This is a genomic window from Amycolatopsis methanolica 239 (assembly GCF_000739085.1).
GTDB lineage: Bacteria > Actinomycetota > Actinomycetes > Mycobacteriales > Pseudonocardiaceae > Amycolatopsis_E > Amycolatopsis_E methanolica.
Genome location: NZ_CP009110.1, coordinates 6,345,409 through 6,370,176, shown reverse-complemented (window position 1 = coordinate 6,370,176; position 24,768 = coordinate 6,345,409). Strand labels below are relative to the sequence as shown.

Annotated in this window: 28 protein-coding genes; 14 read left to right on the top strand and 14 right to left on the bottom strand. The window is 71.2% G+C overall.

Annotated features, from left to right (window positions below; all coding sequences use genetic code 11):
• Positions 1-7: 7 nt before the first annotated feature.
• The 5 genes from AMETH_RS30930 to AMETH_RS30910 form a co-directional block, all read right to left on the bottom strand.
• Positions 8-550 carry a hypothetical protein gene (locus AMETH_RS30930; protein ID WP_017985099.1) on the bottom strand — a complete coding sequence of 181 codons (543 nt, stop codon included), beginning with the start codon at positions 548-550 and terminating at the stop codon, positions 8-10.
• A gap of 101 nt (positions 551-651) precedes the next feature.
• The gene (locus AMETH_RS30925; RefSeq protein ID WP_017985098.1) at positions 652-1,224 is read right to left on the bottom strand and encodes a TetR/AcrR family transcriptional regulator; all 573 of its coding nucleotides are present in this window, start codon (positions 1,222-1,224) and stop codon (positions 652-654) included.
• 28 nt (positions 1,225-1,252) lie between these two features.
• Positions 1,253-1,510 (bottom strand): glutaredoxin domain-containing protein, encoded by a 258-nt coding sequence (locus AMETH_RS30920; protein ID WP_017985097.1) that lies wholly within the window; start codon positions 1,508-1,510, stop codon positions 1,253-1,255.
• Positions 1,511-1,526: 16 nt separating this feature from the next.
• On the bottom strand, positions 1,527-2,582 hold the full coding sequence (locus AMETH_RS30915) for an SDR family oxidoreductase (protein ID WP_017985096.1): 1,056 nt from the start codon (positions 2,580-2,582) through the stop codon (positions 1,527-1,529).
• Between the two features lie 68 nt (positions 2,583-2,650).
• Positions 2,651-3,478: a phosphoribosylaminoimidazolesuccinocarboxamide synthase gene (locus AMETH_RS30910; RefSeq protein ID WP_017985095.1), complete on the bottom strand. Its 828-nt coding sequence runs from the start codon at positions 3,476-3,478 to the stop codon at positions 2,651-2,653.
• A gap of 98 nt (positions 3,479-3,576) precedes the next feature.
• Here AMETH_RS30910 and AMETH_RS30905 point away from each other — a divergent pair, with 98 nt between their 5' ends.
• From AMETH_RS30905 to AMETH_RS30895, 3 genes are read left to right on the top strand one after another with little or no spacing between them, the layout of a single operon-like run.
• Positions 3,577-4,971 (top strand): MDR family MFS transporter, encoded by a 1,395-nt coding sequence (locus AMETH_RS30905; protein ID WP_223842979.1) that lies wholly within the window; start codon positions 3,577-3,579, stop codon positions 4,969-4,971.
• 9 nt (positions 4,972-4,980) lie between these two features.
• Positions 4,981-5,880, top strand: a complete 900-nt coding sequence (locus AMETH_RS30900; RefSeq protein ID WP_017985093.1) for a LysR family transcriptional regulator — start codon at positions 4,981-4,983, stop codon at positions 5,878-5,880.
• Between the two features lie 59 nt (positions 5,881-5,939).
• Positions 5,940-6,404 (top strand): MarR family winged helix-turn-helix transcriptional regulator, encoded by a 465-nt coding sequence (locus AMETH_RS30895; protein WP_017985092.1) that lies wholly within the window; start codon positions 5,940-5,942, stop codon positions 6,402-6,404.
• Here AMETH_RS30895 and AMETH_RS30890 read toward each other — a convergent pair.
• Positions 6,401-7,180 carry an alpha/beta fold hydrolase gene (locus tag AMETH_RS30890; RefSeq protein WP_017985091.1) on the bottom strand — a complete coding sequence of 260 codons (780 nt, stop codon included), beginning with the start codon at positions 7,178-7,180 and terminating at the stop codon, positions 6,401-6,403. The two genes, AMETH_RS30895 and AMETH_RS30890, sit on opposite strands and share 4 nt — an antisense overlap.
• 73 nt (positions 7,181-7,253) lie before the next feature.
• Here AMETH_RS30890 and AMETH_RS30885 point away from each other — a divergent pair, with 73 nt between their 5' ends.
• From AMETH_RS30885 to AMETH_RS30875, 3 genes are all read left to right on the top strand, one after another.
• Positions 7,254-8,567 carry an aminotransferase-like domain-containing protein gene (locus AMETH_RS30885; RefSeq protein ID WP_017985090.1) on the top strand — a complete coding sequence of 438 codons (1,314 nt, stop codon included), beginning with the start codon at positions 7,254-7,256 and terminating at the stop codon, positions 8,565-8,567.
• A gap of 132 nt (positions 8,568-8,699) precedes the next feature.
• Positions 8,700-9,713: an ABC-2 transporter permease gene (locus tag AMETH_RS30880; protein WP_017985089.1), complete on the top strand. Its 1,014-nt coding sequence runs from the start codon at positions 8,700-8,702 to the stop codon at positions 9,711-9,713.
• 4 nt (positions 9,714-9,717) lie between these two features.
• Entirely contained in the window at positions 9,718-10,377 is a 660-nt protein-coding gene (locus tag AMETH_RS30875) for a rhomboid family intramembrane serine protease (RefSeq protein ID WP_017985088.1), read from the top strand.
• On the opposite strand, the gene mca is transcribed toward AMETH_RS30875, so the two are convergent.
• On the bottom strand, positions 10,349-11,173 hold the full coding sequence (gene mca / locus AMETH_RS30870) for a mycothiol conjugate amidase Mca (protein ID WP_017985087.1): 825 nt from the start codon (positions 11,171-11,173) through the stop codon (positions 10,349-10,351). The genes AMETH_RS30875 and mca overlap by 29 nt on opposite strands.
• 76 nt (positions 11,174-11,249) lie before the next feature.
• Between mca and AMETH_RS30865 the strand changes: the two genes are divergently transcribed.
• A complete protein-coding gene (locus AMETH_RS30865; protein WP_156131749.1) occupies positions 11,250-11,819 on the top strand; it encodes a TetR/AcrR family transcriptional regulator in 570 nt (189 codons plus the stop codon).
• 512 nt (positions 11,820-12,331) lie between these two features.
• Here the strand turns inward: AMETH_RS30865 and AMETH_RS30860 are convergent.
• From AMETH_RS30860 to AMETH_RS30850, 3 genes are all read right to left on the bottom strand, one after another.
• Positions 12,332-13,600, bottom strand: coding sequence for an RNA polymerase sigma factor (locus tag AMETH_RS30860; protein WP_017985085.1), 1,269 nt, complete (start codon positions 13,598-13,600; stop codon positions 12,332-12,334).
• 23 nt (positions 13,601-13,623) lie between these two features.
• Positions 13,624-14,046 carry a YciI family protein gene (locus AMETH_RS30855; protein ID WP_017985084.1) on the bottom strand — a complete coding sequence of 141 codons (423 nt, stop codon included), beginning with the start codon at positions 14,044-14,046 and terminating at the stop codon, positions 13,624-13,626.
• A gap of 105 nt (positions 14,047-14,151) precedes the next feature.
• Positions 14,152-15,558: an aldehyde dehydrogenase family protein gene (locus AMETH_RS30850; RefSeq protein ID WP_017985083.1), complete on the bottom strand. Its 1,407-nt coding sequence runs from the start codon at positions 15,556-15,558 to the stop codon at positions 14,152-14,154.
• A gap of 83 nt (positions 15,559-15,641) precedes the next feature.
• Here AMETH_RS30850 and AMETH_RS30845 point away from each other — a divergent pair, with 83 nt between their 5' ends.
• The 3 genes from AMETH_RS30845 to AMETH_RS30835 all read left to right on the top strand — a co-directional run bounded on the left by AMETH_RS30845 (position 15,642) and on the right by AMETH_RS30835 (position 19,022).
• Positions 15,642-17,045: a PucR family transcriptional regulator gene (locus AMETH_RS30845; protein ID WP_017985082.1), complete on the top strand. Its 1,404-nt coding sequence runs from the start codon at positions 15,642-15,644 to the stop codon at positions 17,043-17,045.
• A complete protein-coding gene (locus AMETH_RS30840) occupies positions 17,032-17,967 on the top strand; it encodes a ribonuclease Z (protein WP_017985081.1) in 936 nt (311 codons plus the stop codon). The genes AMETH_RS30845 and AMETH_RS30840 overlap by 14 nt, the downstream gene beginning before the upstream one ends.
• A gap of 215 nt (positions 17,968-18,182) precedes the next feature.
• Entirely contained in the window at positions 18,183-19,022 is an 840-nt protein-coding gene (locus tag AMETH_RS30835; protein WP_017985080.1) for a mechanosensitive ion channel family protein, read from the top strand.
• Between the two features lie 77 nt (positions 19,023-19,099).
• On the opposite strand, the gene AMETH_RS30830 is transcribed toward AMETH_RS30835, so the two are convergent.
• A complete protein-coding gene (locus tag AMETH_RS30830; protein WP_017985079.1) occupies positions 19,100-19,483 on the bottom strand; it encodes a DUF6401 family natural product biosynthesis protein in 384 nt (127 codons plus the stop codon).
• Positions 19,484-19,641: 158 nt separating this feature from the next.
• On the opposite strand from AMETH_RS30830, the gene AMETH_RS30825 reads away from it, so the two are divergent.
• Entirely contained in the window at positions 19,642-20,490 is an 849-nt protein-coding gene (locus AMETH_RS30825) for an alpha/beta fold hydrolase (RefSeq protein ID WP_017985078.1), read from the top strand.
• A gap of 28 nt (positions 20,491-20,518) precedes the next feature.
• Here the strand turns inward: AMETH_RS30825 and AMETH_RS30820 are convergent, their stop codons facing one another.
• The 3 genes from AMETH_RS30820 to AMETH_RS30810 are packed head-to-tail and all read right to left on the bottom strand — an operon-like array spanning position 20,519 to position 22,032.
• A complete protein-coding gene (locus AMETH_RS30820) occupies positions 20,519-20,872 on the bottom strand; it encodes a hypothetical protein (RefSeq protein WP_017985077.1) in 354 nt (117 codons plus the stop codon).
• A gap of 49 nt (positions 20,873-20,921) precedes the next feature.
• Positions 20,922-21,389 (bottom strand): hypothetical protein, encoded by a 468-nt coding sequence (locus AMETH_RS30815; protein WP_017985076.1) that lies wholly within the window; start codon positions 21,387-21,389, stop codon positions 20,922-20,924.
• Positions 21,390-21,414: 25 nt separating this feature from the next.
• Positions 21,415-22,032: a TetR family transcriptional regulator gene (locus AMETH_RS30810; RefSeq protein ID WP_051079564.1), complete on the bottom strand. Its 618-nt coding sequence runs from the start codon at positions 22,030-22,032 to the stop codon at positions 21,415-21,417.
• A gap of 148 nt (positions 22,033-22,180) precedes the next feature.
• Between AMETH_RS30810 and AMETH_RS30805 the strand changes: the two genes are divergently transcribed.
• From AMETH_RS30805 to AMETH_RS30795, 3 genes are read left to right on the top strand one after another with little or no spacing between them, the layout of a single operon-like run.
• Positions 22,181-23,227 carry a ferredoxin reductase gene (locus AMETH_RS30805; protein ID WP_017985074.1) on the top strand — a complete coding sequence of 349 codons (1,047 nt, stop codon included), beginning with the start codon at positions 22,181-22,183 and terminating at the stop codon, positions 23,225-23,227.
• A 12-nt stretch (positions 23,228-23,239) separates the two neighbouring features.
• On the top strand, positions 23,240-24,367 hold the full coding sequence (locus tag AMETH_RS30800) for a fatty acid desaturase family protein (protein ID WP_017985073.1): 1,128 nt from the start codon (positions 23,240-23,242) through the stop codon (positions 24,365-24,367).
• A 9-nt stretch (positions 24,368-24,376) separates the two neighbouring features.
• Positions 24,377-24,571, top strand: coding sequence for a hypothetical protein (locus AMETH_RS30795; protein WP_017985072.1), 195 nt, complete (start codon positions 24,377-24,379; stop codon positions 24,569-24,571).
• Positions 24,572-24,768: the final 197 nt, after the last annotated feature.

Genomic DNA, 24,768 nt, shown 5'->3' with positions numbered 1-24,768 from the left:
GCCGAGCTTACGGGCGGCAGAAGATGAGCAGGACGCAGCTCGGGGCCGTCCGGGTGGTCGTGGTCGCGCCGGTGCTGGTGCCGCCGGTCGGGGTGCTCGTCTGGCCGGGGCCGGTCGGATCGGCCGGTGCGCCGGGGTCGGTGCTCGACGTCGGCGGCAGGTTGGAGTCGGTGACGGTGACCGTCTCGGTGGACGTCCTGGCGTGCGACTTCGTGGCCCACGGGACGACGTCGCCGCCGTTCCCGGCGCCGGGGGAGGCGTTGGTGACCGTGATGCGGGACGAGCTGTTGGTGCGCTCGGTGGTGTTCTGGTTCCCGGGGACGCCGCCGCCGGCGAGGCCGCCGGTCGGCCCGGCCGGGAGGCTGAACAACGCGGCGTCGTCGTTGGGCGAGGTGTCCGCGCCGACCTTGACCAGGATCGCGGCGAGTCCGCAGCCCAGCACGACGGCGAGCATGACCGCCATCACCTGGAACCGGGATCTCGGGGTGCGGGGCTGTTCCGTCCAGCCCTCGCGTTCAAGCAGTTCGGCCACCGACACTTCGTCGTTCACCGGACCCACCTTTCGGACGCGAAGGCATACCGACAGTTGCGCGCATTTGTACCGCAACCGGGTGAGGCTGACTCATCCGGGGCTGTGAAACAACGTCCAAATCACTGACGGTGTTGGGAAATCGCTCCAAGCAACGTGCGCACGCCCTCAATTGCACGATCGAAGTGATCCACGGAGTCCGCCGCGCGGGCGAGCACGTACCCGCCCTGCACCACCGCGGCGATGGTCGCCGCGGTGGCGCCGGTTCCCAGGTCCGCGGGCAGTTCCCCACGTGCCACACCGTCGGCGAGGACCCCGGCGATCCGTTCCTGCAGCCAGCCGAGGGTCTCCTGCACCGGCTGCCGGAGGTCCTCGCTGGCCACGACTTCCGGGTCCTGCGCGAGCCGCCCGATCGGGCAGCCGCGGAGGACCTCCCGTTCGCGCAGGAGGTACGCGTCGATGCGCTCGAGCGCGGTGCCGCCGTGGGCGAGCGCGGCCTCGGCCTCGGCGCGCATCTCCTCCGCGTTGCGGCGGATCGCGGCCAGCGCGAGGTCCGGCTTCCCGCTGAAGTGGTGGTACATGCTGCCCTGGCCGGCCTGCGCGTGCTGCAGGATGGCCTTCGGGCTGGTGCCGACGTAACCGCGGTCCCGCAGCAATTCCTGCGTGCTGCGGATCAGCCGCTCTGAGGTGTCCACCCCGCCACTGTACCTATCGGTATGTACGTCAGAGCAGCTCGGGAGCGTGCTCGCGCACGGCGGTCAGCACCTCGTCCACGCTCGGGTTGACCATGGCCGCCGGGCCGACGAAGACCGTCGGCACCGTCTCGTTGCCGTTCGCGACCTCGCGCACCCGTTCCGCCGCACCCGGCTCCTCCCAGATGTTCACCTCGGTGAACGGCAGGCCGGCCCGCTCCAGGCCGGCCCGCAGCGCCATGCAGAAGCCGCAGCCGGGGCGCCAGTAGAACTCGACGGGAGTGCTCATGCTTTCAGGTTAACCATCAAGGGATCACTTGATGCTTGCGCAACTCGTCGAAGATCGACCGGAACATCTCCCTGGTGTTCACGAACTCGTGGAAACCGAACCGGCGGGCCTTCGAGCCGTCCGCGATCACGTCGTAGTCCCAGCCGAAGACGAAGTCGCCGAAGCGCCACGACGACACCTCGGCGAACGACGGCTCCAGCCCGTACCGCTCGCGCATCGACTCCCACAGCGGCTCCTTGTCCGCCATCGCGGTCTCCAGCGACATCGGCAACGGCGGCGCGACCTCCAGGTCGAACCAGCGCGCCAGCTCCGGCCACAGCTCGCTCCACCGGAACAGGTCGCCGTTGTTGATGTTGAACGCCTGGTTGCCGCAGCGCTCGTCCGTCGCCGCCCACACTGTCGCCTTCGCCAGCAGTCCGGCGTCGGTCATCTCCAGCAGCGACGTGTACGCGCCCGGCTTGCCGGGGAAGCGCAGCGGCACCCCGAGTTCCTTCGAGATCGACGCGTAGACCGCGATCACGGTGGCCAGGTTCATCGGGTTGCCCAGCGCGAACCCGCACACCACCGACGGCCGCAGCGCCGACCACGTCCACGCCTTGCCGAGTTGCCGCTGCTCCAGGAAGTTCTGCTGGTCCACGTTGAACTCGGGCGGCAGGTGCGCCGGGTCGTCCTCGCGGGCCGGCGTCTTGAACGGGCCCAGGTGCGCGCCGTAGACCTTGTAGCCCTGCATCAGGCTGATGTGACGCAGACCGCGTGCGGCAGGCTCCACCGCGTCGACGAGGTTGACCAGCATCCCGACGTTCGGCGCGACCAGTTCGGCCCAGGTCGGCTTGTCCTGGTAGGCCGCGTAGAAGACGTGTGTGACATCGGTCCGCCCGCCCAGCTTGTCCCGCGCGTCTGCGGGGTCCAGCAGGTCGACCGCGATGTGGCGGACGGGCCCGCTCGACGGACCGCCGCGCCGGGACAGCCCGATCACGTCCCAGTCCCCGAGCGAGACCAGGTGGTCGACGAGGTTGCGGCCGATGACCCCGTTCGCCCCGGCGACCAGGGCGACTTTGCGTTCCGTGCTCATGCACCCAGATTCGGCCGCCGGGAGCGATAAGTCCAAGTCCCGTTGGTACCGGTACCCATCAGCGTTGTTTATGCCCAGGTGCTGCCGGTGATCCGCTCGTAGACCTCGATGTAGCGGGCGCGGGTGGTGGCCACGACGTCGGCCGGGATCTCCGGCGCGGGCGGGGTCTTGTCCCAGCCGGTGCCGCTGACCCAGTCACGCACGTACTGCTTGTCGAACGAGAACTGCGGGCGCCCCGGCTGCCAGCGGTCGGCCGGCCAGAACCGCGACGAGTCGGAGGTCAGGACCTCGTCGCCGAGGGTCAGCACGCCGTCGGCGTCCCAGCCGAACTCGACCTTGGTGTCCGCGACGATGATCCCGTTCTCCGCGGCCCGCTCGGCGCCCGCGCGGTAGATCGCCAGCGTCAGCTCACGCAGGCGCTCCGCCGTCTCGCGGCCTTCCTGGGCGACCACGTCGTCGAACGTGATGAACTCGTCGTGGCCCTCGGTGGCCTTGGTGGTCGGCGTGAAGATCGGCTCCGGCAACTTGCTGCCCTCGACCAGGCCCGGCGGCAGCGCGACGCCGGAGACCGTGCCCTGCTTCTGGTACTCCTTCAGGCCCAGCCCGGTGAGGTAGCCGCGCGCGATGCACTCGACCTGCACCATCTTCAGCGGCTTGACGCGGATCGCGCGGCCGGCGAACTCGTCGGGCACGTCGGTGGACACGACGTGGTTCGGCACGATCTCCGCCAGGTGCTCGAACCACCACAACGACAGCTGGGTGAGCAGCTTGCCCTTGTCCGGGATCGGGGTGGGCATCACCACGTCGTAGAGCGAGATCCGGTCGGAGGCGACGAGCAGGATGTCGTCCCCGTCCTGGTAAAGCTCCCGGACCTTGCCCGCATAGATGTGCTTCATCGTCCCGTCCCGTGTCGCCGTATTTAGCCACGCCCATCCTACGGTGCTGCTCAGCGGGCATTGACCTCGACATTACTTGAGGTTCTAGCTTCGGGATCATGCAACGGATTCCCTGGCCCGTGTGGCGGGTCTCGCTGGTGATCGTGTTCGGCGCCTTCGTCGGCATGCTGGACTCGTCACTGGTCAACGTCGGACTTGACCGGATCGGCACGGACCTGGGCGCCTCGCTCGACGAGGTGCAGTGGGTGTCGACCGCCTACTTGATCGCCCTCGCGGTGTCGCTGCCGCTGTGCGGGTGGCTCGGCCGCCGGATCGGCGTCGGGCGGCTGTGGCTGGGCGCCTTCGCCGCGTTCACCGTCGCGTCCGCGCTGTGCGCGCTGGCCGGCGACATCGGGTGGCTGGTCGTGCTGCGCGTCGTCCAGGGGCTGGCCGCCGGGCTGCTGACCCCGGCCGGGCAGACGATCCTCGGCCAGGCGGTCGGCCCGGAGCGGCTGGGGCGGGTGATGAGCATCCTCGGCATCGCGGTGAGCAGCGCGCCCGCGATCGGCCCGACCGTCGGTGGGGTCCTGCTGGACTCGCTGTCCTGGGAGTGGCTGTTCCTGATCAACCTGCCGATCGGCGCGATCGGGATCGCGCTCGGGTGGAAGTACGTGCCGCGCGGTGAGCCGGGTGGCGCCGGTCGGCTGGACTGGACCGGGTTCGCGCTGGTGGGGCTCGGGTTGCCGCTGTTCGTGTACGCGCTCACCTCGGTCGGCGAGGGTGGCGGCGGGATCGGCCCGTCGGTGCTGGTGCCGCTGGCGCTCGGCGCGGCCGGGCTGGTGGTGTTCGCGCTGCGGTCGTGGCGGCGGGAGCGGCCGTTACTGGACCTGCGGCTGTTCGGCAACCGGGTGTTCGCGGCGGGCACGGTGTCGAGCCTGTTCATCGGCGCCGCGATGTTCGGCGCGATGCTGTTGTTCCCGCTGTACTTCCAGATTCTGCGTGGCGCGGACGTGGTGACCACCGGGCTGTCCCTGCTGTCGCTCGGTCTCGGCACGATGGTGGTGCTGCCGCTGGCCGGGTGGCTGACCGACCGGCACGGCGGCGGGATCGTCTCGCTCGCCGGCAGCGTGTGCACCGTGCTCACCACCGTGCCGTTCGCGTTCCTCGGCGCGGACGCGGACCCGGTGCTGCTGCAGGCGTTGCTGTTCCTGCGCGGGATGGCGCTGGCGTTGTCGGCGACCCCGGCCGGGACGGCGGCGTTCGCGTCGGTGCGGCGCGAGCAGCTGCCGGACGCGACCACGGTGCTGAACATCCTGATGCGGGTGGGCGGCGCGGTCGGCGGCGCGATGTGCGCGATCGTGTTGTCCCGGCTACTGCCCACCGGCGCCGAGCACGCCTTCCAGGTCGCGTTCTGGTGGCTGACCGGTGCTTCGGCGGTCGCGGCGGCCGTCGCCTGGTGGCTGTGGCTGGTGCAACGGCATGAGCGGACACGAGCGGTTCCGGTTCCCGCATAAACTGTGCTCATGACGCTGCGGCAGCTGGAGTACCTGGTGACCATCGTCGACGCGGGCTCATTCATGCGCGCGGCCGAGCTGCTGCACGTGACGCAACCCGCGCTGTCGCACCAGGTGCGGGCGCTGGAGCGGACGACCGGCGGGCCGCTGCTGGAGCGGCTGCCGCGGTCGGTGCGGCTGACGCCGATGGGCCGGGCCATGCTGCCGCACGCGCGGGCGACGCTGGCGGCCGCGCAGAAGGCGGTGTCCGCCGCGCGGCAGGCGGCTGGGCTGCAGTGCGGCGAGATCATGGTGGCGACCCTGTACTCGGTGGGCCTCGGTGTGCTGCCGCCGGTGCTCAAGGCCTGGCGGCGCGCCCATCCGGACGTGCACGTGCGGCTGTTCGAGCACCGGCACGCCGACGAGCTGGCCGCCGCGATGGCCCAGGGACAGGCCGATCTCGCTGTCGGGGCGGCACCGTCCGATTGGGACGGTCCGGTGCATCCGCTCGGCGAGGAGGAGTTCGTCGTGGTGGTGCCCCCGGACGATCCGGTGGCCCCGGCGACCACGGTCCGGCTCGCCGACCTCGCCGAGCGGGAGTGGGTCCACTACGCGCCCGGCAACGGTCTCGCCGACCTGCTGGACCAGGTGTGCGGGGCGGCCGGGTTCCAGCCCCGCGCCGCCGTGCGGACCGAGCAGACGGCCGCCGCGCCGTCTCTGGCCGCCGCTGGTCTCGGCCCGGCGCTGGTGCCTGCGAACGTGCTGCCGCCGCGGTTCGCCGCGCACCTGCTGCGGCCGGACCCGCCGGTGCGACGCCGATTGGCGGCTTACACGCGCCCGGGAGGCGATCCCGTCGTGTCGGCGTTCATCGAAATCCTCCGCCGCAAGGCGATTCTGGTGCCGGGTCACGTGCGGCGCTGCTTGAATTGACCCGTTTCCCGGCGCGGCATCGGTTATATTCCAGCCCTGCCGATCAACTGGGAGGGTCCATGCAGGAGAGCCGGTGGCTGTCCGATGACCAGCTCCGGGCCTGGGTGCGCTACCTCGGCGCGCAGACCCTCGTGCAACGCGCGCTCGAGCGCCACCTGCACGAAAACGCCGGGATTTCCCATGCGGAATACGAGATCCTCACCAGGCTGGACGCCGCGCCGGACCGCCGGATGCGGATGGGCGAGCTGGCGGCGGTGCTGTTCTCGCCGGGCAGCAGGCTGAACTACCGGATCACGCGGCTGGCCGGGCTTGGCTGGGTCCGGCGCGAACAACACCCGACCGACCGCCGCGGCCTGTACGCGGTGCTGACCGCGGAAGGCGCCGAATTCCTCCACCGCCTCGCGCCCGGATACCGTAGGGCCGTGCACGAATCCGTGGTGGCTCCGCTGACTGACGACGAATTCGCCGAACTCGGCCGGATCAGCCGGAAACTGTTCCAGCACCACCTCGGTCGCGGTGATTAGGCCAGTTTCGCGAGGAAGTTCGCCAGTGCCGAATTGAACTCCGCTGGCCGTTCCAGGTTCGGCATGTGCGCGGCGCCTTCGATGACCGCCAGCTCCGCGCCGGGGATGAGGGAACGCAGGAACTCCGCCTCGGCGACCGGGGTGTACTCGTCCTGGTCGCCGACGACCACCAGCGCCGGCACGCGCACCGCGGTCAGCGTCGGCACGTAGTCCGGGCGTTCGGCCCGGCCCCGCAAGGCCGCCGCGGCGCCCTCCGGCGCGGTCGAGCGCATCATGCGGTGGACGTGCTCCGCGACGTCCGGCATCGCGGCGACGTTGGCGGGCGCGACCATCTTCGTGAGCACCTCGTCGGCGTACGGCCGGAGCCCTTCTCGGAGCAATCGTTCGGCCATATCGGTGCGATTCCGCTTGCCTTCCGCGGTCTCCGCGCGCGGTGAGGTGTCAGCGAGGACCAGCGCGCGGATCCGCTCCGGGAAGAGCCGGTGGCACTCCATGACGATCTGCCCGCCCATGGACAGCCCGCCCAGGACGAACTCGCCGACGTCGAGCCGGTGGAGCAGGCCGGCCAGGTCGCGGGCGAAGGTCTCCAGCGGCGTTTTGCCTGGCACCACGGTGGTCTCGCCGTAACCCCGCAGGTCGGGCGCGATGACTCGCCAGCCGTGCGCGCTGAAGTGGTCCAGCTGGGGCCGCCACATCGAGCGGTCGAACGGATGGCCGTGGGCCAGGACGAGGGCCGGGCCGGAGCCCTTGTCGTCGTAGCCGATCTCGATCGTCATGCTCCGACGGTAGATCCGGTGATATGCTCGGTGCAATACAAATATTGCTCTCGGTGCAATTCTGGAGGTGTGGGTGGACTACCGGACGATCGCGGACGACGTCGCCGCAGATGTCGTCGCCGGACGGCTCCGGCCGGGCGACCGGTTGCCCCCGCAGCGCCGGTTCGCGCAGCAGCGCGGCATCGCGGTCTCCACCGCGGCCAGGGTGTACGGCGAGCTGGTCCGGCGTGGCATCGCGGTCGGCGAGACCGGGCGGGGCACGTTCATCCGGGCGGCGCCGGAGCCGGTGTCGGCGCTGGCCGAACCGGCGGCCGCGACGGTCGACCTGGAGCTGAACTTCCCGGTCCTGCCGGAGCAAGCCGAGTGGGTCGCCGCGAGCCTCGGGCCGTTGCTGCGGCCGGACCTGCTGGAGCAGGGGCTGGGGCCGTCCGTGGTGGCGGGCACGGCGGAAGCCAGGGCGGCGGCCGCGCGTGTGCTGGCGCGGGGTGGGTGGGCGCCGTCCGCGCCGGACGTGGTGTTCACCGGCAACGGCCGCCAGGCGATCGCCGCGGCGGTGGCCGCGCTGGTCCCGGCCGGGGAGCGGCTGGGCGTCGAGGCGCTGACGTACCCGGTGGTGAAGGGTATCGCGGCGCGGCTCGGGGTCACGCTGGTGCCGTTGGAGCTGGACGAGCACGGTGTGGTGCCGGACCTGCCGCCGCGGTTGCGCGCGGTCTACCTGCAGCCGGCGCTGCACAACCCGCTGGGCGTGGCCATGCCGGCGGCGCGGCGGGCGGAGCTGGCCGAGGCGTTGCGGGAGCGAGACCTGCCGGTGATCGACGACGGCATCAACGGTTTCCTGCGGCCGGACCTGGCGCCGTTGGCGGAGATCGCGCCGGAGCGGACGGTCGTGCTGGACAGCCTCTCGAAGCGGCTCGCGCCCGGGCTGACGCTGGGGTTCGTGGTGGCGCCGCCGGCCCTGCGCGACCGGGTGGCCGCGGCGGTGCGTTCGGGTGGCTGGGCGGCGGCGCGGTTCCCGACGGCGGCTGCGACGCGCCTGATGGCGGACGGCACGCTGGCGAAGATCGAGGCCGCCAAACGCGCCGACGCGGTGGCGCGGCAGGAGCTGGTTGCCGAGCGCCTGGCGGGTTTCGAGGTGCGGTCGGACCCGCGGGCCTACCACTGCTGGTGGCAGCTGCCCGAGCCGTGGCGGGCGGAGACTTTCGTGGCGGCCGCCGCGCGGCGCGGGATAGCCGTCACCCCGGCCGTGGCGTTCGCCGTGAGCCCCGGCAGAGCCCCCACCGCCGTGCGGCTCGCACTGGCCTCCCCGCGGATCGACGTACTGGCCGGGGCATTGGACACGCTGGCCGCGCTGGCCCGTTCGAGCCCTGACGACGCCGGAATCGAGTGATTCACCGCGGCGGTGCCGCCGTGTGGCGCTGGCCGGAGCTTTCGCCGCCGGCTGGGGTCGTGTCGTGCATGGCAGCGGGATCGAGTGAATCCTCGCCGCGCGGCTGGGCCCTGCCGCGCCGAGGTTCGGGCCATGACCAGCGAAGAACCGCGGAGCTTTGCGCACGATCTGCGGGACGTGATCGCCCCGCGGCCCGTCCTGCTGGTGCTCGGGGTGCTGCTCCTGCAGCTCGGCTTCATCCTGTCCTACGTCGGCGCCTTCCACAGCCCGTCGCCGCACCGGGTCGCCGTCGCCGTCGTCGGTCCACAACCGACGGTCGACCGCATCAAGGCCCTCGACGGCACACCCATCGAGGCGTCACCGAGCCCGGACGCGGACGACCCGCGCCGGCGGGTCCTCCACCGCGACGTGGCGGCGGCCTACCTCGCCGACAGGGGCACCCTCCTGGTCGCGACCGCCGCGGGCCCGGCCCTCGCCACTGCCGTCGAGCAGGTCTTCACCGAACTCGGCGCCGCCCAGAACCGCGCCCCGGTCGTCCAGGACCTCGTCCCGCCGCAGGCCGGTGACGCCCGCGGGCTGACCGCCTTCTACGCGGTCGTCGGCTGGCTCGTCGGCGGCTATCTCGCCGCAGCCGCGCTCGGCATCGCTAAGGGCGCCCGTCCCGCGACGCTGCGCCGGACGGTGATCCGGCTCGCCGCGATGGTGCCCTACGCGATCGTGTCCGGGCTCGGCGGCGCGCTGGTCGTCGACCAGGTCCTCGGCGCGCTGACCGGGCACTTCCTGGCCCTGTGGTGGATCGGCGCGGCCCTCACCTTCGCGGCGGCGACCGTCACCATGGCCTTTCAGGTGCTGTTCGGCGTGATCGGCGTCGGCATCACCGTGCTGATCTTCGTGGTGCTCGGCAACCCGAGCGCGGGCGGCGCCTACCAGACCGAACTGCTGCCGCGGTTCTGGCGCGCGATCGGCGACTGGCTGCCCAACGGCGCAGGCACGAAGGCGATCCGCGACAAGGTCTGCTTCGCCGGGAACGCGACCGGCGGTCCGATCACCGTGCTGGTGGTGTGGGGCGCCGCCGGGCTCGTGGTCACCCTGCTCGCGTCCGCGCTCCGGATTCGCCGGGAAACGCCGACAAGTCCATTACCCTGACCGGATGAAGGAACGCGCGTTGCCCAGTGGCGCCGAAGCCCAGGCCATGATCGCCGAGGCGCGCAAGGCGCTGTGGGTGATGGTCGGCTTCCTCGTCGTCATCTGGATCGTGCAGATCGTCAACTGGGCCACCGGCTACGCGCTGAGCTTCGACTTCGGTATCCGCGCTCGCGAGCTGAGTTCGCTGCCCGAAGCGCTGACCGCGCCGTTCCTGCACTTCAGCTGGGCGCACATCGAAAGCAATTCCGGGCCGCTGTTCATCTTCGGGTTCCTCGCCGCCTACCGCGGGGTGCGGAAGTTCCTCGGCGTGACGGCGCTGATCGTGGTCGGCAGCGGGCTCGGCGTGTGGCTGGTGTCGCCGCCGAACGGTGTGACCGCCGGCGCGAGCGGCGTGGTGCTGGGCTACTTCGGCTACATCATCGTGCGCGGCTTGTTCGACCGGCGCCCGATCGACATCGTGATCGGGCTCGTGATGGCGCTGTGCTTCGCCTACCAGTTCACCGCGCTGCTGCCGGCCGAGGAGGGCATCAGCTGGCAGGGGCACCTGTTCGGGTTCGGGTCGGGTGTGGTCGGCGGCTGGGTGTTCCGGGAGCGGCGGCGCAAGCAGGTCGAGCCGGCGCCGGCGGATCCGACGGTCATGCTGGATCCGCCGCAGCAGCCGTGATCACGGCGAACAGGTCGTCCTCCGGCAGGTCGGCCGGGACCAGCGAGCGGGCCAGGACGTAGTCCTCGGTCGGCCACACCTCGCGTTCGACGTCGCGCGGGTGGCGCAGGAACGGGTGGTCGGGGTCGACCTGGGTTTCGTGGGCGAGCAGGGCGCGGTCGCGGACGTCGAAGTGGTCGGCGCAGTGGATCCGCGTGGTGACCGGGGTTCGGGTGTCCGGCAGTTCGGCGAGGACCTCGGCCATGCCGGAGTCGAGGCCGCGTGCGGTGAGCGCGTCGTGCATGGCCTGGAACCACTCCTTGGTGAGGGTGGCGAGGTAGTAGAGCTTGGCGATCTGCCACGGCGTGCCGGCGACGGCGTCGAACGCGGCGACCGCGACCTGGTGGGTGCGGATGTGGTCGGGGTGCGGGTAGCCGCCGGTCTCGTCGTAGGTCACGAGCACGTCCGGGCGGAACTCGCGGATGACCTCGACGAGCCTGTCCACCGCGGCGCCGAGGGGCTGCCGGGCGAAGCTGTCGGCGGGCGGGTCGTCGGTGAGGCCGGAGTCGCGGAAGCCGAGGAACCGTTGCCGCACACCGAGGATCTCGCTGGCGCGGGCCATCTCCCGGCGGCGGATCTCGGGCAGGTTCGCGCGGACCTCCGGGGTGTCGAGGCGCGGGTTGAGGACGTCGCCGCGCTCGCCGCCCGTGCAGGTGACGACCAGGACGTCCGCGCCCGCCGCGGCGTAGCGCGCCATCGTGGCGGCGCCCTTGCTGGATTCGTCGTCGGGGTGGGCGTGGACGGTCATGAGCCGCATCTCGGGTCTCCAGGTCTCTAGGTTCGACCTAATGTTAGGTCAAGCCTAGCGTAGGGTGGGTTCCGTGGAGCGCGGGTTGAGGAAGCAGCGGACACGGCAGGCGATCTCCGACGCGGCGACGCGGTTGTTCATCTCGCGGGGCTTCGAGGAGGTGACGATCGCGCAGGTCGCGGAGGCGGCGCAGGTGGCGAAGATGACGGTCACCAACCACTTCCCGCGGAAGGAGGACCTAGTCTTCGACGTGCACGAGTCGTTCGTGGCGAGCCTGGCGGCGGTGCGGGACCGGCCGTTGGTGCCGGTCTTCCGGGAGGCGTGGTTCGGGGGGCTCGAACGCCGGGATGCGCTGCTCGGTTTCTCGGGGCCGGAGTTCGCCCGGATGGTCGTCGAGAGCCCGACGCTGCTCGCCCGGTTGCGTGAGTTGCACGAGGAGCGGGAGACGGCGCTGGCCACGGCGCTGCTGGCGGAGTTCGACCCCGACACCGCGCGCGCCGCGGCGGCCCAGATCGCCGGCGTGTACCGCCTGCTGTTCGACGAGGTGCTGCGGCGCACGGCGGCCAGCGAGCCGGCGGCGGTGGTCGCGGAGGCGGTGGGGCGGGCAGGGGCGCGGATGTTCGATCTGCTGGAGGCCGGGCTGGGCTCGCTCTAGCTTCGCGGTCCGGTTCGGCTGTGCTGGCTTTCGCGGTGGAGCGGGTGGAGCGGATTTTGATGAACGGCCCGTTCGGTGCGGCGGTGATGGGGTTTCTGGTGGCTTGATGAACGGTCCGTTCATGCCTTCGCGCTCGGGTGGGCCGATGGAGCCTCGATGAATGGACCGTTCACGCATCGGTGATGGGGTTTCTGGTGGCTTGATGAATGGTCCGTTCGTGCCTTCGCGAGTGGGTGGGCATGTCGTGGCTTGATGAACGGTCCGTTCATGCCTTCGCGCTCGGGCGCGCCGGTGGTTCCTCGATGAACGGCCCCGTCGCTTCACCGAAGCACCATTGGACCAGCGGCGAAGCGATGAATGGTCCGTTCAATCACGCACACGCGGAAGGCCAGCAGCGGCGGTCGATGAACGGCCCATTCATCGCCGCGTGAGGGGGCCAGTCGCGTCGCGACGAAACGGTCCACTCCGGACGAACCACCGACCCCCGAAGCCGCAAAGCGCGAAAGCCCCACTCACTCCCCAGCAGTCGCTTTCGCCCGTGCCAGCAGCACATCCCGCTCCCGGGCGTTCCGCGTCAGCGAAGCCGCCCGCTCGAATTCCGCCCGTGCCTCCGCCAGGCGCCCCACCTTCGCGAGCAGGTCGCCCCGCACCGTGGGCAGCAGGTGGTACCTCGCGAGCACCGGCGAGGCCGTCAGCTCGTCCACCAACGGCAGCGCCGCCTCGGGACCCGAAGCCATCGACACCGCCACCGCGCGGTTCAGCTCCACCACCGGCGACGGCGCCACCTCCGCCAGCTTCCCGTACAGCGCGGCGATCCGCTCCCAGTCGGTATCCTCCGGCGCACCCGCCCGCGCGTGGCACGCCGCGATCGCCGCCTGCAGCACGTACGGTCCGCGCACCGGCGACAGGCTCTCCGCCCGCTCCAGCGCCGCCAGACCGTGCCCGATCAGCAACCGGTCCCACTTCGCCCGGTTCTGGTCCAGCAACAGGATCGGCTCACCGTCCGGCGTCACCCGCGCCCTGGCCCGCGACGCCTGCAACTCCATCAACGCCACCAGCCCGAACACCTCGGGCTCCCGCGGCGCCAGCCCGGCCAGGATCCGCCCCAGCCGCATCGCGTCGGCGCACAACTGGGGGCGCATCCAGTCGTCGCCGGCCGTGGCGGAGTAGCCCTCGTTGAAGATCAGGTACACGACCTCCAGCACGGACCCCAGCCGCTCCGCCAGCTCCGGCCCGGCAGGCACCTCGAACGGCACCTTCTTCTGCGCCAGCGTCCGCTTCGCCCGCACGATCCGCTGCGCCACCGTCGACTCCGGCACCAGGAACGCACGCGCGATCTCGTCTGTCGTCAGCCCGCCCAGCAAACGCAACGTCAGCGCCACCCGCGCCTCCGTCTTCAGCACCGGGTGGCACGCCGTGAAGATCAACCGCAGCAGGTCGTCCGGCACCTCGTCCGGCTCGACCTCGATCGCCTGCTGCGTCGTCTCCAGGTCGAGCCCGATCTCCTCGTGCTTGCGCTCCGCCATCTTCAGGTGCCGGAAGTGGTCGATCGCGCGGCGCTTGGCGATCGTCATCAACCACGCGCCCGGGTTCGGCGGCACACCCGAGGACGGCCACTGCTCCAGCGCCGCCACCAGCGCGTCCTGCGCCAGCTCCTCGGCCAGCCCGACGTCGCGCACCATGCGCGTCAGCGCGGCGATCAGCTTCGCGGACTCGATGCGCCACACGGCATCGACGGTGCGGTGTGCCTCGGTGACCGTCACGGTCACCGAGCACACCACCTCACCGCGGCGAGGGCAAGGTCTTACTGACCGTGCTGCTCGGCCACCTGCTTGCGCATCCGCTCCTCGGCCTCGCGCAGCTCCGGCGTGAGCGCGTCACCGAAGTCCTCGGCCTCGAACACCTGCCGGATCTCGATCTCGGTGTCCCGGAACGGCGCCCGCTTCAGCCACTCGACGGCCTCCTCCTTCGACTTCACGTCGAGGATCCAGAAGCCCGCGATCAGCTCCTTCGACTCGGCGAACGGGCCGTCGATCACGGCCGTGCCCTCGTTGGAGTACCGCACGCGCGCACCCTTCGAGGTGGGGTGCAGGCCCTCGCCGGCGAGCATCACACCGGCCTTGACCAGCTCCTCGTTGAACTTGCCCATCTCGGCCAGCTCCTGCTCGGTGGGCATGGCGCCGGCCTCGGTGTTCTCGTCGCCCTTCACCAGGACCATGAACTTCATCGTCGTCTCCCTGCTGTCGAGGTGGTCCCCAATGGGACCGTCACGATGACATCGATCGAGCCCCGGGCGGATCGACAACGGCGGACAATTTTCTTTCGGGAATCTTCAGCGCACCCCGGTCAGCACGAGAACCCGCTGCTCGGTGAGGTCTTCCATCGTCGCGCGGACCCCCTCCCGGCCGGTGCCGGACTCCTTGACCCCGCCGTAGGGCATCTGGTCGGCCCGGTAGCTCGGCACGTCGCCGACCACCACGCCGCCGACCTCCAGCCGCGCCGACGCCTCGAACGCGACCCGCAGGTCGTGCGTGAAGACCCCGGCCTGCAGACCGAACCGCGACGCGTTGACGCGCTCGAAGGCCTCCTCGACCGAGTCGACCGGGGCGAGCGACAGCACCGGGCCGAAGATCTCCTCGGCGTTGACCGCGCAGTCCTCCGGTGCACCGGCGAGCACGGTCGGCGCGACGGTCGCGCCCTGCCGCGTCCCGCCGGCGAGCAGTTCGGCGCCCGCCGCGACCGCGTCGTCGACCCATGACTGCACCCGAGCCGCGGCCGCCTCGTTGATCAGCGGGCCCACCTCGCCGTCCACGTCCAGCTTGCGCACGTGGGCGACGACCCGGTCGGCCAGCTCGGCGTACACGTCCCGGTGCGCGTAGACCCGCTGCACCGAGATGCACGACTGGCCGCCCTGGTAGGTGCCGAAGGTCGCGATGCGCTGCGCCGCGAACTCCAGGTCCGTCCAGTCCGGGCAGACGATCGCCGCCGCGTTGCCGCCCAGCTCCAGGGTCACGTGCTTGCGCGGCACCCGGTCCTGGATGGCCCAGCCGACCGGCCCGGACCCGGTGAACGACACGACCGGCAGGCGAGGATCCGCGACCAGTTCGCTCGCCGCCTCGTTCGGCATCGGCAGGACCGACCACGAGCCGGCGGGCAGGCCGGTCTCGGCGAGCAGTTCGCCGAGCACCAGCGCGGTCAGCGGGGTCGCGGGCGCGGGCTTGAGCACGATCGGGCAGCCCGCGGCGATCGCCGGGGCCACCTTGTGGGCGACGAGGTTGAGCGGGAAGTTGAACGGCGTGATCCCCAGGACCGGCCCGCGCGGCGCGCGCCGGACCAGCGCCAGCCGCCCGGCGGAGGCGGCGTCGGTGTCGAGCCGCTGCAGCTCGCCGGAGAACCGGCGGGCCTCCTCGGCGGCCCAGCGGAAGGTCGACACCCCGCGCCCGACCTCGGCCCGCGCCCACTTCAGCGGCTTGCCCGACTCGGCGTGGATCAGGTCCGCGATGTCGTCGGCGCGCTCGGACAGGCGCCGGGAGACGTGGTCCAGGGCGTCCGCGCGCACGTACGCGGGCAGCTGCGCGACCTCGTGCCGGACGTCGTGCGTGGCCGCGACGGCGGCTTCGACGTCCGCAGCGGTCGCGTTGCTGGTGGTTCCGGCGAGCGCGCCGTCGCGGGGATTGCGGACTTCGACGAGATCGTCGCTCGTCGCCGGGCGCCCGGCGACCCAGTAGGGGAAGGTCATCGGTCCAGCATCGGCCCGCCCGGCGCGGACGGAAATGGCCGGACTGGCCAGTCGCTGGTCCGAGAACTGGACGAAGTGGCAGAGTGGTGCTCGTGCCGGTGACTCTGCGGCGACTGCTCGCCGACCCGACGCTCGGTCTGCGCGTGCTGGCCGGGGAGTCCGGTTTGGACCGCCCGGTGGGGTGGGTGCACGTCAGCGAGCTGGACGATCCGACGCCGTTCCTCGAAGGCGGCGAGCTGCTGCTCACCACGGGACTGCGGCTGTCCGGCGAACCCGGGTACGTGACCAGGCTGACGGCGCGCGGGCTGGCCGGACTCGGGTTCGGCATCGGGCTCAGCCACGCCGAGGCGCCCACCGCGCTGGTGCGCGCCGCCGCCGACGCCGGGCTGCCACTGCTCGAAGTGCCGCGGCGGACGCCCTTCATCGCGATCAGCAAAGCAGTGTCGGCGGCGCTCGCGGCCGACTCGTACGCCGAGGTCACCGCAACCAACGCGGCGCAGCAGGAGCTGACGCGGGCCGCGTTGCGGGGGCCGGACGCCGCGGTGCGACGGCTGGCGCGGCTGCTCGACGGGTTCGTGCTGCTGGTCGGTCGCGGTGGCGAGCTGGTGCGGGCCGCTCCGGCCGCGGCCGCGGAACGGCTGCCGTCCGTGGCGGGTGAGCTGGCGCGGCTGCGCGGCGGGCCGGCGAGTGCCAGTTTCGAGGTGGACGGGCAGCACGTGGTCGTCCAGGTGCTGCGCGACCAGGGGTTCCTCGTCGCCGGGCGGCCGGAGCCGTTCGACCGGACCAGCGGGCACGTGCTGAGCGCCGCCGCGTCACTGCTCACCCTCACGGTGACGCGGGCGCACGGGCTGGAGTCGGAGCGCCGCAAGGTTCATACCGCATGTATGCGTTTGTTGCTGGCCGGGCAGCACGAGCTGGTCGCCGGGATCGCCGGCCTGCCGCCGGAGCCGGTCGAGGTGTTCGCGCTGACCGGCCGGCCCGACCGGGTGCTCGACGCCCTCGACGGTAGCCCGGCGTTTGCCGCCGAACTGGACGGGCTCGTCGTGGCGATCGGGCCGTCCGGCTGGTCCCCGGAACTGGCCGGCGGGGTGGCGCCGGCGGCCGGCTACGCCGAGCTGGCGCAGGCGCACCGACGGGCGATGTGGGTCGCCTCGAAGACCGAGCTGGTGCGGTTCCGCGGTGACCTGGTCTCGCTGCTGCCCGCGGAGGAGGCGCAAGCGTTTGCCGCCGCGGTGCTGGAACCGTTGCTGCGCCACGACGAGACCGGGCGCGGCGATCTGGTGGCGTCGCTCGCGGAGTGGCTGCGGCGGCACGGGCAGTGGGACCCGGCGGCGGCGCGGCTCGGCGTCCACCGGCACACCCTGCGCAACCGCATCGCCAAGGTCGCCGAGCTGACCGGGCGCGATCTCGACGACCCAGACGTGCGGGCGGAGCTGTGGACGGCGTTGCGGCTGCGCGGCCTAGGGTCGGGGGGTGTCCGTGCGTGAACTGGTGGTGCTGGGGACCGGGAGCCAGGTGCCGACACGCACCCGCAACCACAACGGCTACCTGCTGCGCTGGGACGGCGAGGGACTGTTGTTCGACCCGGGCGAGGGCACGCAGCGGCAGATGCTGTTCGCCGGGGTGGCGGCCAGTTCGATCACGCGGATCTGCCTGAGCCACTTCCACGGCGACCACTGCCTCGGCGTGCCGGGCGTGGTGCAGCGGTTGTCGCTGGACGGGGTGCGGCACCCGGTGGTCGCGCACTACCCGGCCTCCGGCGCGGAGTACTTCGCGCGGCTGCGGCACGCGAGCGTCTTCCACGAGACGGCGGAACTGGTGGAGTCGCCGGTGACCGAGCCGGGTGAGATCGCGCGCGGCGCGTTCGGCCGTCTGGTCGCGCGGCGGCTGTCCCACCCCGTCGAGTCGTTCGGGTACCAGCTCGTCGAGCCGGACACCCGGCGGATGCTGCCGGACCAGCTGGCGGCGCTCGGCGTGCGCGGCCAGGCGGTCGGGCAGCTGCAGCGGGACGGGTTCGTCGAGGTCGGCGGGCGGCGGGTCGAGCTGTCGGCGGCGAGCGAGCCGCGCCGGGGCCAGCGGTTCGCGTTCGTGATGGACACCCGGCTCTGCGACGGCGTCTTCGAGCTGGCCGAGCACGCGGACCTGCTGGTGATCGAGTCCACGTTCCTGTCCGCGGACGCCGCGCTGGCCACCGAGTACGGGCACCTGACGGCCGCGCAGGCCGGACGGGTGGCGGCGGAGTGCGGGGTGCGGAAGCTGGTGCTGTCGCACTTCTCGCAGCGGTACCCGGCCCCGGAGGCGTTCCGCGCCGAGGCGGCCGGGTCGTTCGGCGGGGAGATCGTGGTGGCCTCCGACATCAGCCGGATCGCGGTGCCGTCGCGGCGTCCCTACCGAGCGGCGGCAGGCTGACCATTTTCCGCCGGTCGGCGCGGCCGCGATATCGCCGCGAAACCACCGATGGGAGCCGTTACAGTACCCCTGCCGCGATGGGGCCCGCGTCACACGCGTGGGGGATAATCGCAGGTCATTGAAGTGTAGCCCCCCCAGGGCTGGGTAGCCTCTTCAGTGAAAGCGCTTCAGAAACGGGGCGCAGGTTGCTCCTGCAACGGAAGGGAGAGAGGCCAGTGGCAACGTCCAACCTGGCGGCCGTCGACTTCGGCCAGGGTGTGTCCAACGCCTGGAGCGCGGTGGCGACTTTCGTGCCGAAGTTCGTCGCGTTCCTGGTGATCCTCGCGATTGGCTGGTTCATCGCCAAGGCACTGAGCAAGATCGTCGACAAGGTGCTCGAGAAGGTCGGGTTCGACCGGGTGGTCGAGCGCGGCGGGATCAAACAGATGCTCGCCAAGAGCAAGTACGACGCTTCGGACATCATCGCCAAGTTGGTGTATTACGCGGTACTGCTGATCGCCCTGCAGTTCGCCTTCGGCGTGTGGGGGCCGAACCCGGTGAGCGGGCTGCTCGCGGGGATCGTCGCGTGGCTGCCGAAGGCCGCGGTCGCGATCATCATCGTGGTCGTCGCAGGCGCGATCGCCCGCGCGGTGAAGGACCTGGTCGGCGGTGCCCTCAGCGGCCTGTCCTACGGCAAGACGCTGGGCACGATCGCGGCGGTGTTCATCTGGGCGCTGGGCATCATCGCGGCCCTGAACCAGATCGGCGTCGCCACCACCGTCACCACGCCGGTGCTGGTCACCGTGCTCGCGACGATCGGCGGTGTCGTCATCGTCGGCATGGGCGGTGGCCTGGTGAAGCCGATGCAGCAGCGCTGGGAGCGCTGGCTGGGGCGCGCCGAGGAGCAGATCCCGGCGGCCAAGGCTCACGCCGAGGCCTACCAGCGGGGCCGTGAGGACGTGTCCCGCGCCACCACGCCGAGCGCGGAGGAGGCCACGCGGGAGATGCGCCAGCCGACCGGTTCCAGGGGGTTGGACCGCGGCGCGACCATGCGGCAGCCGGAGAGCTTCCGGTAAAGACGGAGGACACCCTCGAAACGGGGAGCACAGGGGGAGGCGGCCGGTCCGGCGACGGACCGGCCGTTCTCTTGCGTCTAGCGCAGTTCGAGTTCGAAGCCCTGGCGGTACTGAGGATCGTCCATCGAATTCGCCAGCGTGCACACCGCGAGCAGGCGGACGGTGAGCCAGTCCATCGGCCCCGATTCCGGGCCCTGCGGCACGGTCAGCCGCCAGCCGGCCTCCCGGGCGTGGTCGAGCAGGCCGCGCGCGTAGCCGGCGAGCAGCACGACCCCCGCGACGGCGGCCGAACCCTCCACGCCAGCGGCGAGGATGTCGCGCACCGCGGCCGCGTGCTGGTCGACCACCGCGGCCAGGCCGGGCGCGGTGGCCACGGCGGCGACGAGCCCCGCGGCGCCCAGCTGGCTGTGCAGATGATTCAGCGTCCGACGGGACGTGCGTTCCGCCCAGACCGCGGCCATACCGAACATGCCTTCCACGGTAACTCCCGGATTCGACGTCATGGCCGGGGGAGGCGACGATCGACATGACCGTTTTCCTCGGAGTGGCAACGGGGTGTCAGCGCGGGATCACCAACGGCTGCCGCGACGGTGCCGAATTTCACGATGGCGAGGTGCGAATGAGCGGGCTCGGCGGGTTTCGGTCGGCGGGTAAGCGGGCACGCTACGACGCCGTTTACGACGAAGCGCTGCGCGCGATGCCCGAGCCGGCCGCGGTGCGTGACCCGCCGACGGCCTTCGGCGCCGTCCGCGTCTACTGCTTCGGCGCCGGCGGCGAGCCGCTCGTCCTGCTGCCCGGTCGCTGCGGCACCAGCGTCGCGCTCCGGTCGGGCATCCCGGCGCTGGCCCGGCGCTACCGCGTCCACACCGTCGACCCGCTCGGCGAACCGGGCCGCAGCGAACAGACCGCACCCATCCGCGACGGTGCGGACCAGGCGCGCTGGCTCGACGAAACCCTGGCGCGGCTCGGCCTCGGACGGGCGCACCTGCTCGGCGTCTCGTCCGGCGGCTGGCTGGCCGCGAACCTGGCGGTCCGGCGGCCGGAGCGGGTCGCTTCGCTGACGCTGGCCGACTCGGTCGCCACGTTCGCGCCGGTGCCGCCCGGGCTGGTGGTGCGGGCCCTCCCGGTCCGCCTGCGTTACGTCTCGAGCTGGGCCCGTCCGCGGTTCCTCCGCTGGGCCACCGGCGCGGACCCGGCGGACACCGTCGAAGGACGGCTGCTCAGTGCCGGGTTCCAGCACTTCCGGACCGCGCTGCCCCGGCCGGTCCCGTTCACCGACGAGCAGTTGCGTGCTCTCGCGATGCCGGTTCTGGCGATCATCGCCGACCGCAGCGTGGTGCACGACCCGCGACGGGCGTACGCCCGGGCCCGCGCCCTGCTCCACCGCGGTGAGGTGGAACTGTGGCCGGACGCGGCGCCGGTCGAGGAGGTCGCCGAGCGGACGTTGCGCTTCCTGCCCGCGAGCTGATCTGTCGCGAGTGGACGGTCACACACCGTCACCGCTGCCGGCCGGGCGGCCGGGGTTCTTCGAGCAGCATCGCGCGCAGGAGTTCTCGTGCCTGACGGCGGATCTGCACCGAGTCGCCGTGGCCGCCGATGGTCCAGAGCAGCTCGGCCAGTGCGCAGCCGGCCGTCTTCTGCAGCGCGCCGAGGTACTGGGCGAAGTGCTGGGCCCACCGCCCGTGCAGGGTCACCAGCAGCTCGTCGCCGAACTGGTTGCGCAGCACGATTTCGTCGCCGTCGCGCTCCTGAGTCCAGAACGGCAGCGCGCCCGCGAGCGAGCGCCACTGGTCCGCCAGCTCGGCGATCCGTTTCCGCTCCAGGCGGTCTTCCTCGTCCTGCCGGTTCATCGTGCACTCCCTACCCTCCGTGCACGACGCTAGAACAGGTGTTCGATGATCACAAGCTCGGGGTGGGAGCCGTCTCAGGTTCGGCCGGCTGCACCTGGACCTCGAAGCCGTAGCCGGGAGACGGCGGGAAACCGGCCTCGCCGATCGCCTGGATCGACACGCTGTCGCCGGGGAAGAGATAGCCGGATCCCTTGACCGGCTCGGGATTCGTGCCGCACGGGAACATCACCGTGTGCCAGTCCTCGCGCGGCGACCGGTACCGCACGCCCATTTTCGGCGTGCTCAGCATCTGCGCTGCCGGGCAGGTGCCGGAAACGCTCAGCTCGATCGAATAGGCCTGGTCGCCGTCCTTGGTCACGGCGCCGTCGATCTGCAGGCCCCAGCCGTTTCCGTAGTACGACGTGAGAAATGCCGGCTCGGCGGCGGCGGGCGCCGTGGGCAGCAGGAACGCGGCGGCGGTCAGTACGGCGATCTTTCGCATGAATCCGACGGTGACAAGCCCGGTCGGCGCGTGCAAACCGCCGGTGTCCCTCGAATGAGGGTCACTGCCAGTGCTCGGCGCCGCGGGCGATCAGCTTCAGCCGGTTCTCCGCGGTGGCGAGAATGCGTTCGTCGGATTCCGCGCTGTGCGGCACGGTTTCGATGAGTTCCACCGCGGTGGACAGCAGCATGGTGACGATCATGTCGGCGAGCATTCGCAGGTCGTCGGTGCGCCAGCGGCGCAGGCAGTCGAACCGGGCGAGGTCGACGGCCAGGTCGCCGGCGAACATGCGCAGTTCCGTGCGCGCGGCCTGCGGCACCGCTCCGGATCCGCCGTGCCGTTCCCTGGCGAGGAAGCGGAAGTGGGCCTCGTGTGCGCGGGTGTACTCGTGCAGGGTCCGCACGACGGTGCGGGCGACCTGGTCGAAGTCGGTGCCGGTGTCCCGCGCGGCGTCGAGCATGCGGCGCAGGACCGCCATCGATTCGCCGAGCAGCACCAGGCCGAGCTCGTCCATGGACGTGAAGTGCCGGTAGAAGGCGGTGGGCACGATGTCCGCCTGCTTGGTCACCTCGCGCAGGCTGAGCACCGCGAACGGGCGGTCGGCGAGCTGGGCGAGCGCGGCGTCCAGCAGCGCCTGGCGGGTGCGCTGTTTGCGTTCCTGCCGGCTCACGGGCTTCATGGACTCGGCCGACACGTCGTCGATCTTACGTCCGCTTCCGGGTGCGACCTGCGTCACGCCCGCACCTCCTTCGGTTGACAGCGCCCCCGCCGGATGCGCCACCATTGAGTGTACAAGTGTTCTCCGAAAATGAACCCGGGGAGGAATCATGCGGCTCGCCGCGATCGCCGAGGCGCTGCTCACCCCGCACGGCATCGACCGCTACCTGGAGCTCGTCGACCCGATGCTGGTCCGTCGCGAGATCCGCGGCGAGGTCACCGCGGTCGAGCATCAGACCCCCGGCACGGTCACCCTGACGCTCAAGCCCAGCTCGGCGTGGCGCGGCTTCCGGGCGGGCCAGTACGTGCGGGTCTCGGTGGACATCGACGGCGTGCGCCGCACCCGGTGCTACTCGCCGGCCGGTTCGCAGCACCGGGACGGGCGGCTGGAGCTGACGATCAAGGCGCAGGGGCTGGTGTCGCAGCACCTCAACCGCGCCCGGCCGGGTTGGGTGCTCGGCCTGTCGCAGGCGGACGGCGCGTTCACCCTGCCCGAACCGCGACCGGAGAAGCTGCTGCTGATCAGCGGCGGCAGCGGAATCACCCCGCTGATGTCGATGCTGCGCACCCTCGCCGACGAGGGGCACCGCGGCGAGGTGGTGTTCCTGCACTACGCGAACACCCCGGACGACGTGCTCTACGCCCACGAGCTGGCGCGGCAGGCCCCGAACGTGCGGGTCGTGCTCGCGTGCACGCACGCGGCGGGTGGCGAGCTGAGCGGGTTCTTCTCGCGGGAACACCTGGCCGAAGCCGCGCCCTGGTACGCCGGCGCGCTGACCTACCTGTGCGGGCCCGCGCAGCTGATGGACTCCGTGCGGGCCGGGTACGACAGCGAACAATTGAGTGAACAGCTGATCACCGAAGAGTTCGCGTCGTCGGAGCTGGTGATCGACGAGTCGGCGGCCGAAGGGACCGTGCGGTTCGCGCACAGCGGTGTCGAGTTCCCCAACTCGGGCCGCCCGCTGCTGGAACAGGCCGAGGAGGCCGGGCTCCGCCCGGAGCACGGGTGCCGGATGGGCATCTGCTTCTCCTGCACGAAAGTCAAGGCCCGCGGCCGGGTGCGGAACACGAAGTCGGGCGAGGTGTCCGGCGAGGAGAACGAAGAGATCCAGCTCTGCATCTCCGTCCCCGCCGGGGACGTGGAGATCGACGCGTAGAGGAGCTTTCCCATGACCGGCTTGCAGGACCGGCTGACGCCGGAGCAGATCGAGGAGTTCGGCCGTGAGATGGACGCGATCCGGCAGCGGATCGTGGCCGACCTGGGCCAGGATGACGTCGACTACATCAGGAACGTGATCAAGACCCAGCGCGGGCTGGAGGTCGCCGGGCGGGCGCTGATGTTCGCCGGGTTCGTCCCGCCCGCCTGGCTCGCCGGGGTCGGCGCGCTGTCGCTGGCGAAGATCCTGGACAACATGGAGATCGGCCACAACGTGATGCACGGCCAGTACGACTGGACGCGCATCCCCGAGCTGAGCTCGCAGAAGTTCGAGTGGGACACGATGGCGCCCGCGGAGAACTGGCGGCACTCGCACAACTACATCCACCACACGTTCACCAACGTGCTCGACAAGGACCGCGACATCGGGTACGGCATCCTGCGCATCGACCCGGCGCAGAAGTGGCACCCGTACTACCTGGGCAACCCGGTGTACGCGACGGTGCTGGCCTTCATCTTCCAGTGGGGCGTGATGTTGCACGACCTGGAGTTCGACCGGGTGGTGCGTGGTGAGCGGAAGTGGTCGGACCCCGAGCTGAAGCAGATGCGCGAGCGGATGGCACGCAAAGCGGTGAAGCAGGTCGGCAAGGACTACGTGTTGTTCCCGCTGCTCACCGGCCCGCTCGCGCCGCTGACGTTCCTGGGCAACGCGTCGGCGAACCTGACCCGCAACCTGTGGGCGTTCGCGATCATCTTCTGCGGCCACTTCCCGTCCGACGTGGAGAGCTTCACCGAGGAGGAGACCGAGAACGAGACGCGGGGCCAGTGGTACCTGCGCCAGATCCTCGGCTCGGCGAACATCACGGGCGGCCCGCTGTTCCACATCCTCAGCGGCAACCTTTCACATCAGATCGAGCACCACCTGTTCCCGGACATCCCGGCGCGGCGGTACCCGCAGATCGCCGCGGAGGTGCGCGCGGTGTGCGAGAAGTACGGACTGCCCTACAACACCGGGCCGCTGCACAAGCAGCTGTGGTCGGTCGCGAAGAAGATCGTGAAGTTCGCGCTGCCGCCGCGGCCTCGGCAGACGGACGGGAAGCCCGATACGCTGGCATCCGACAGGGTTTCCGCGGCGGCGTAAGGACGTGTGATGGTCGATCCGATCGAAAGCGGCAAGGACACGGTCCAGGTGCTCACCGAGTCGGCAGCCACCCACATCGGCAACATCGCGACGATCATCACCGGCGCGGTGCGGGACATCGCCCGGGAGACCGGCGACTGGCTGACGGACCTCTTCGAGATGCGGGAAGCAGCGAGGCGCGCAAACGCCGACGACCACGAATAACAGGGATTCTCGGGGCAACAACAAACCGGCACCCGGCAACGCAAAGCAAGCGACTGACCCAACCAGACCTCCCTCGCCCCCGATCCACAGCCGATCTTTAGTCGCCGACCAGGCGTGTCAAGGTACTCTTTCCCGCCTTGACACGCCTGTTCGGCGACTGAAACAGAATCAGGCATCGGGGGAAGGGGTGGTCGTAA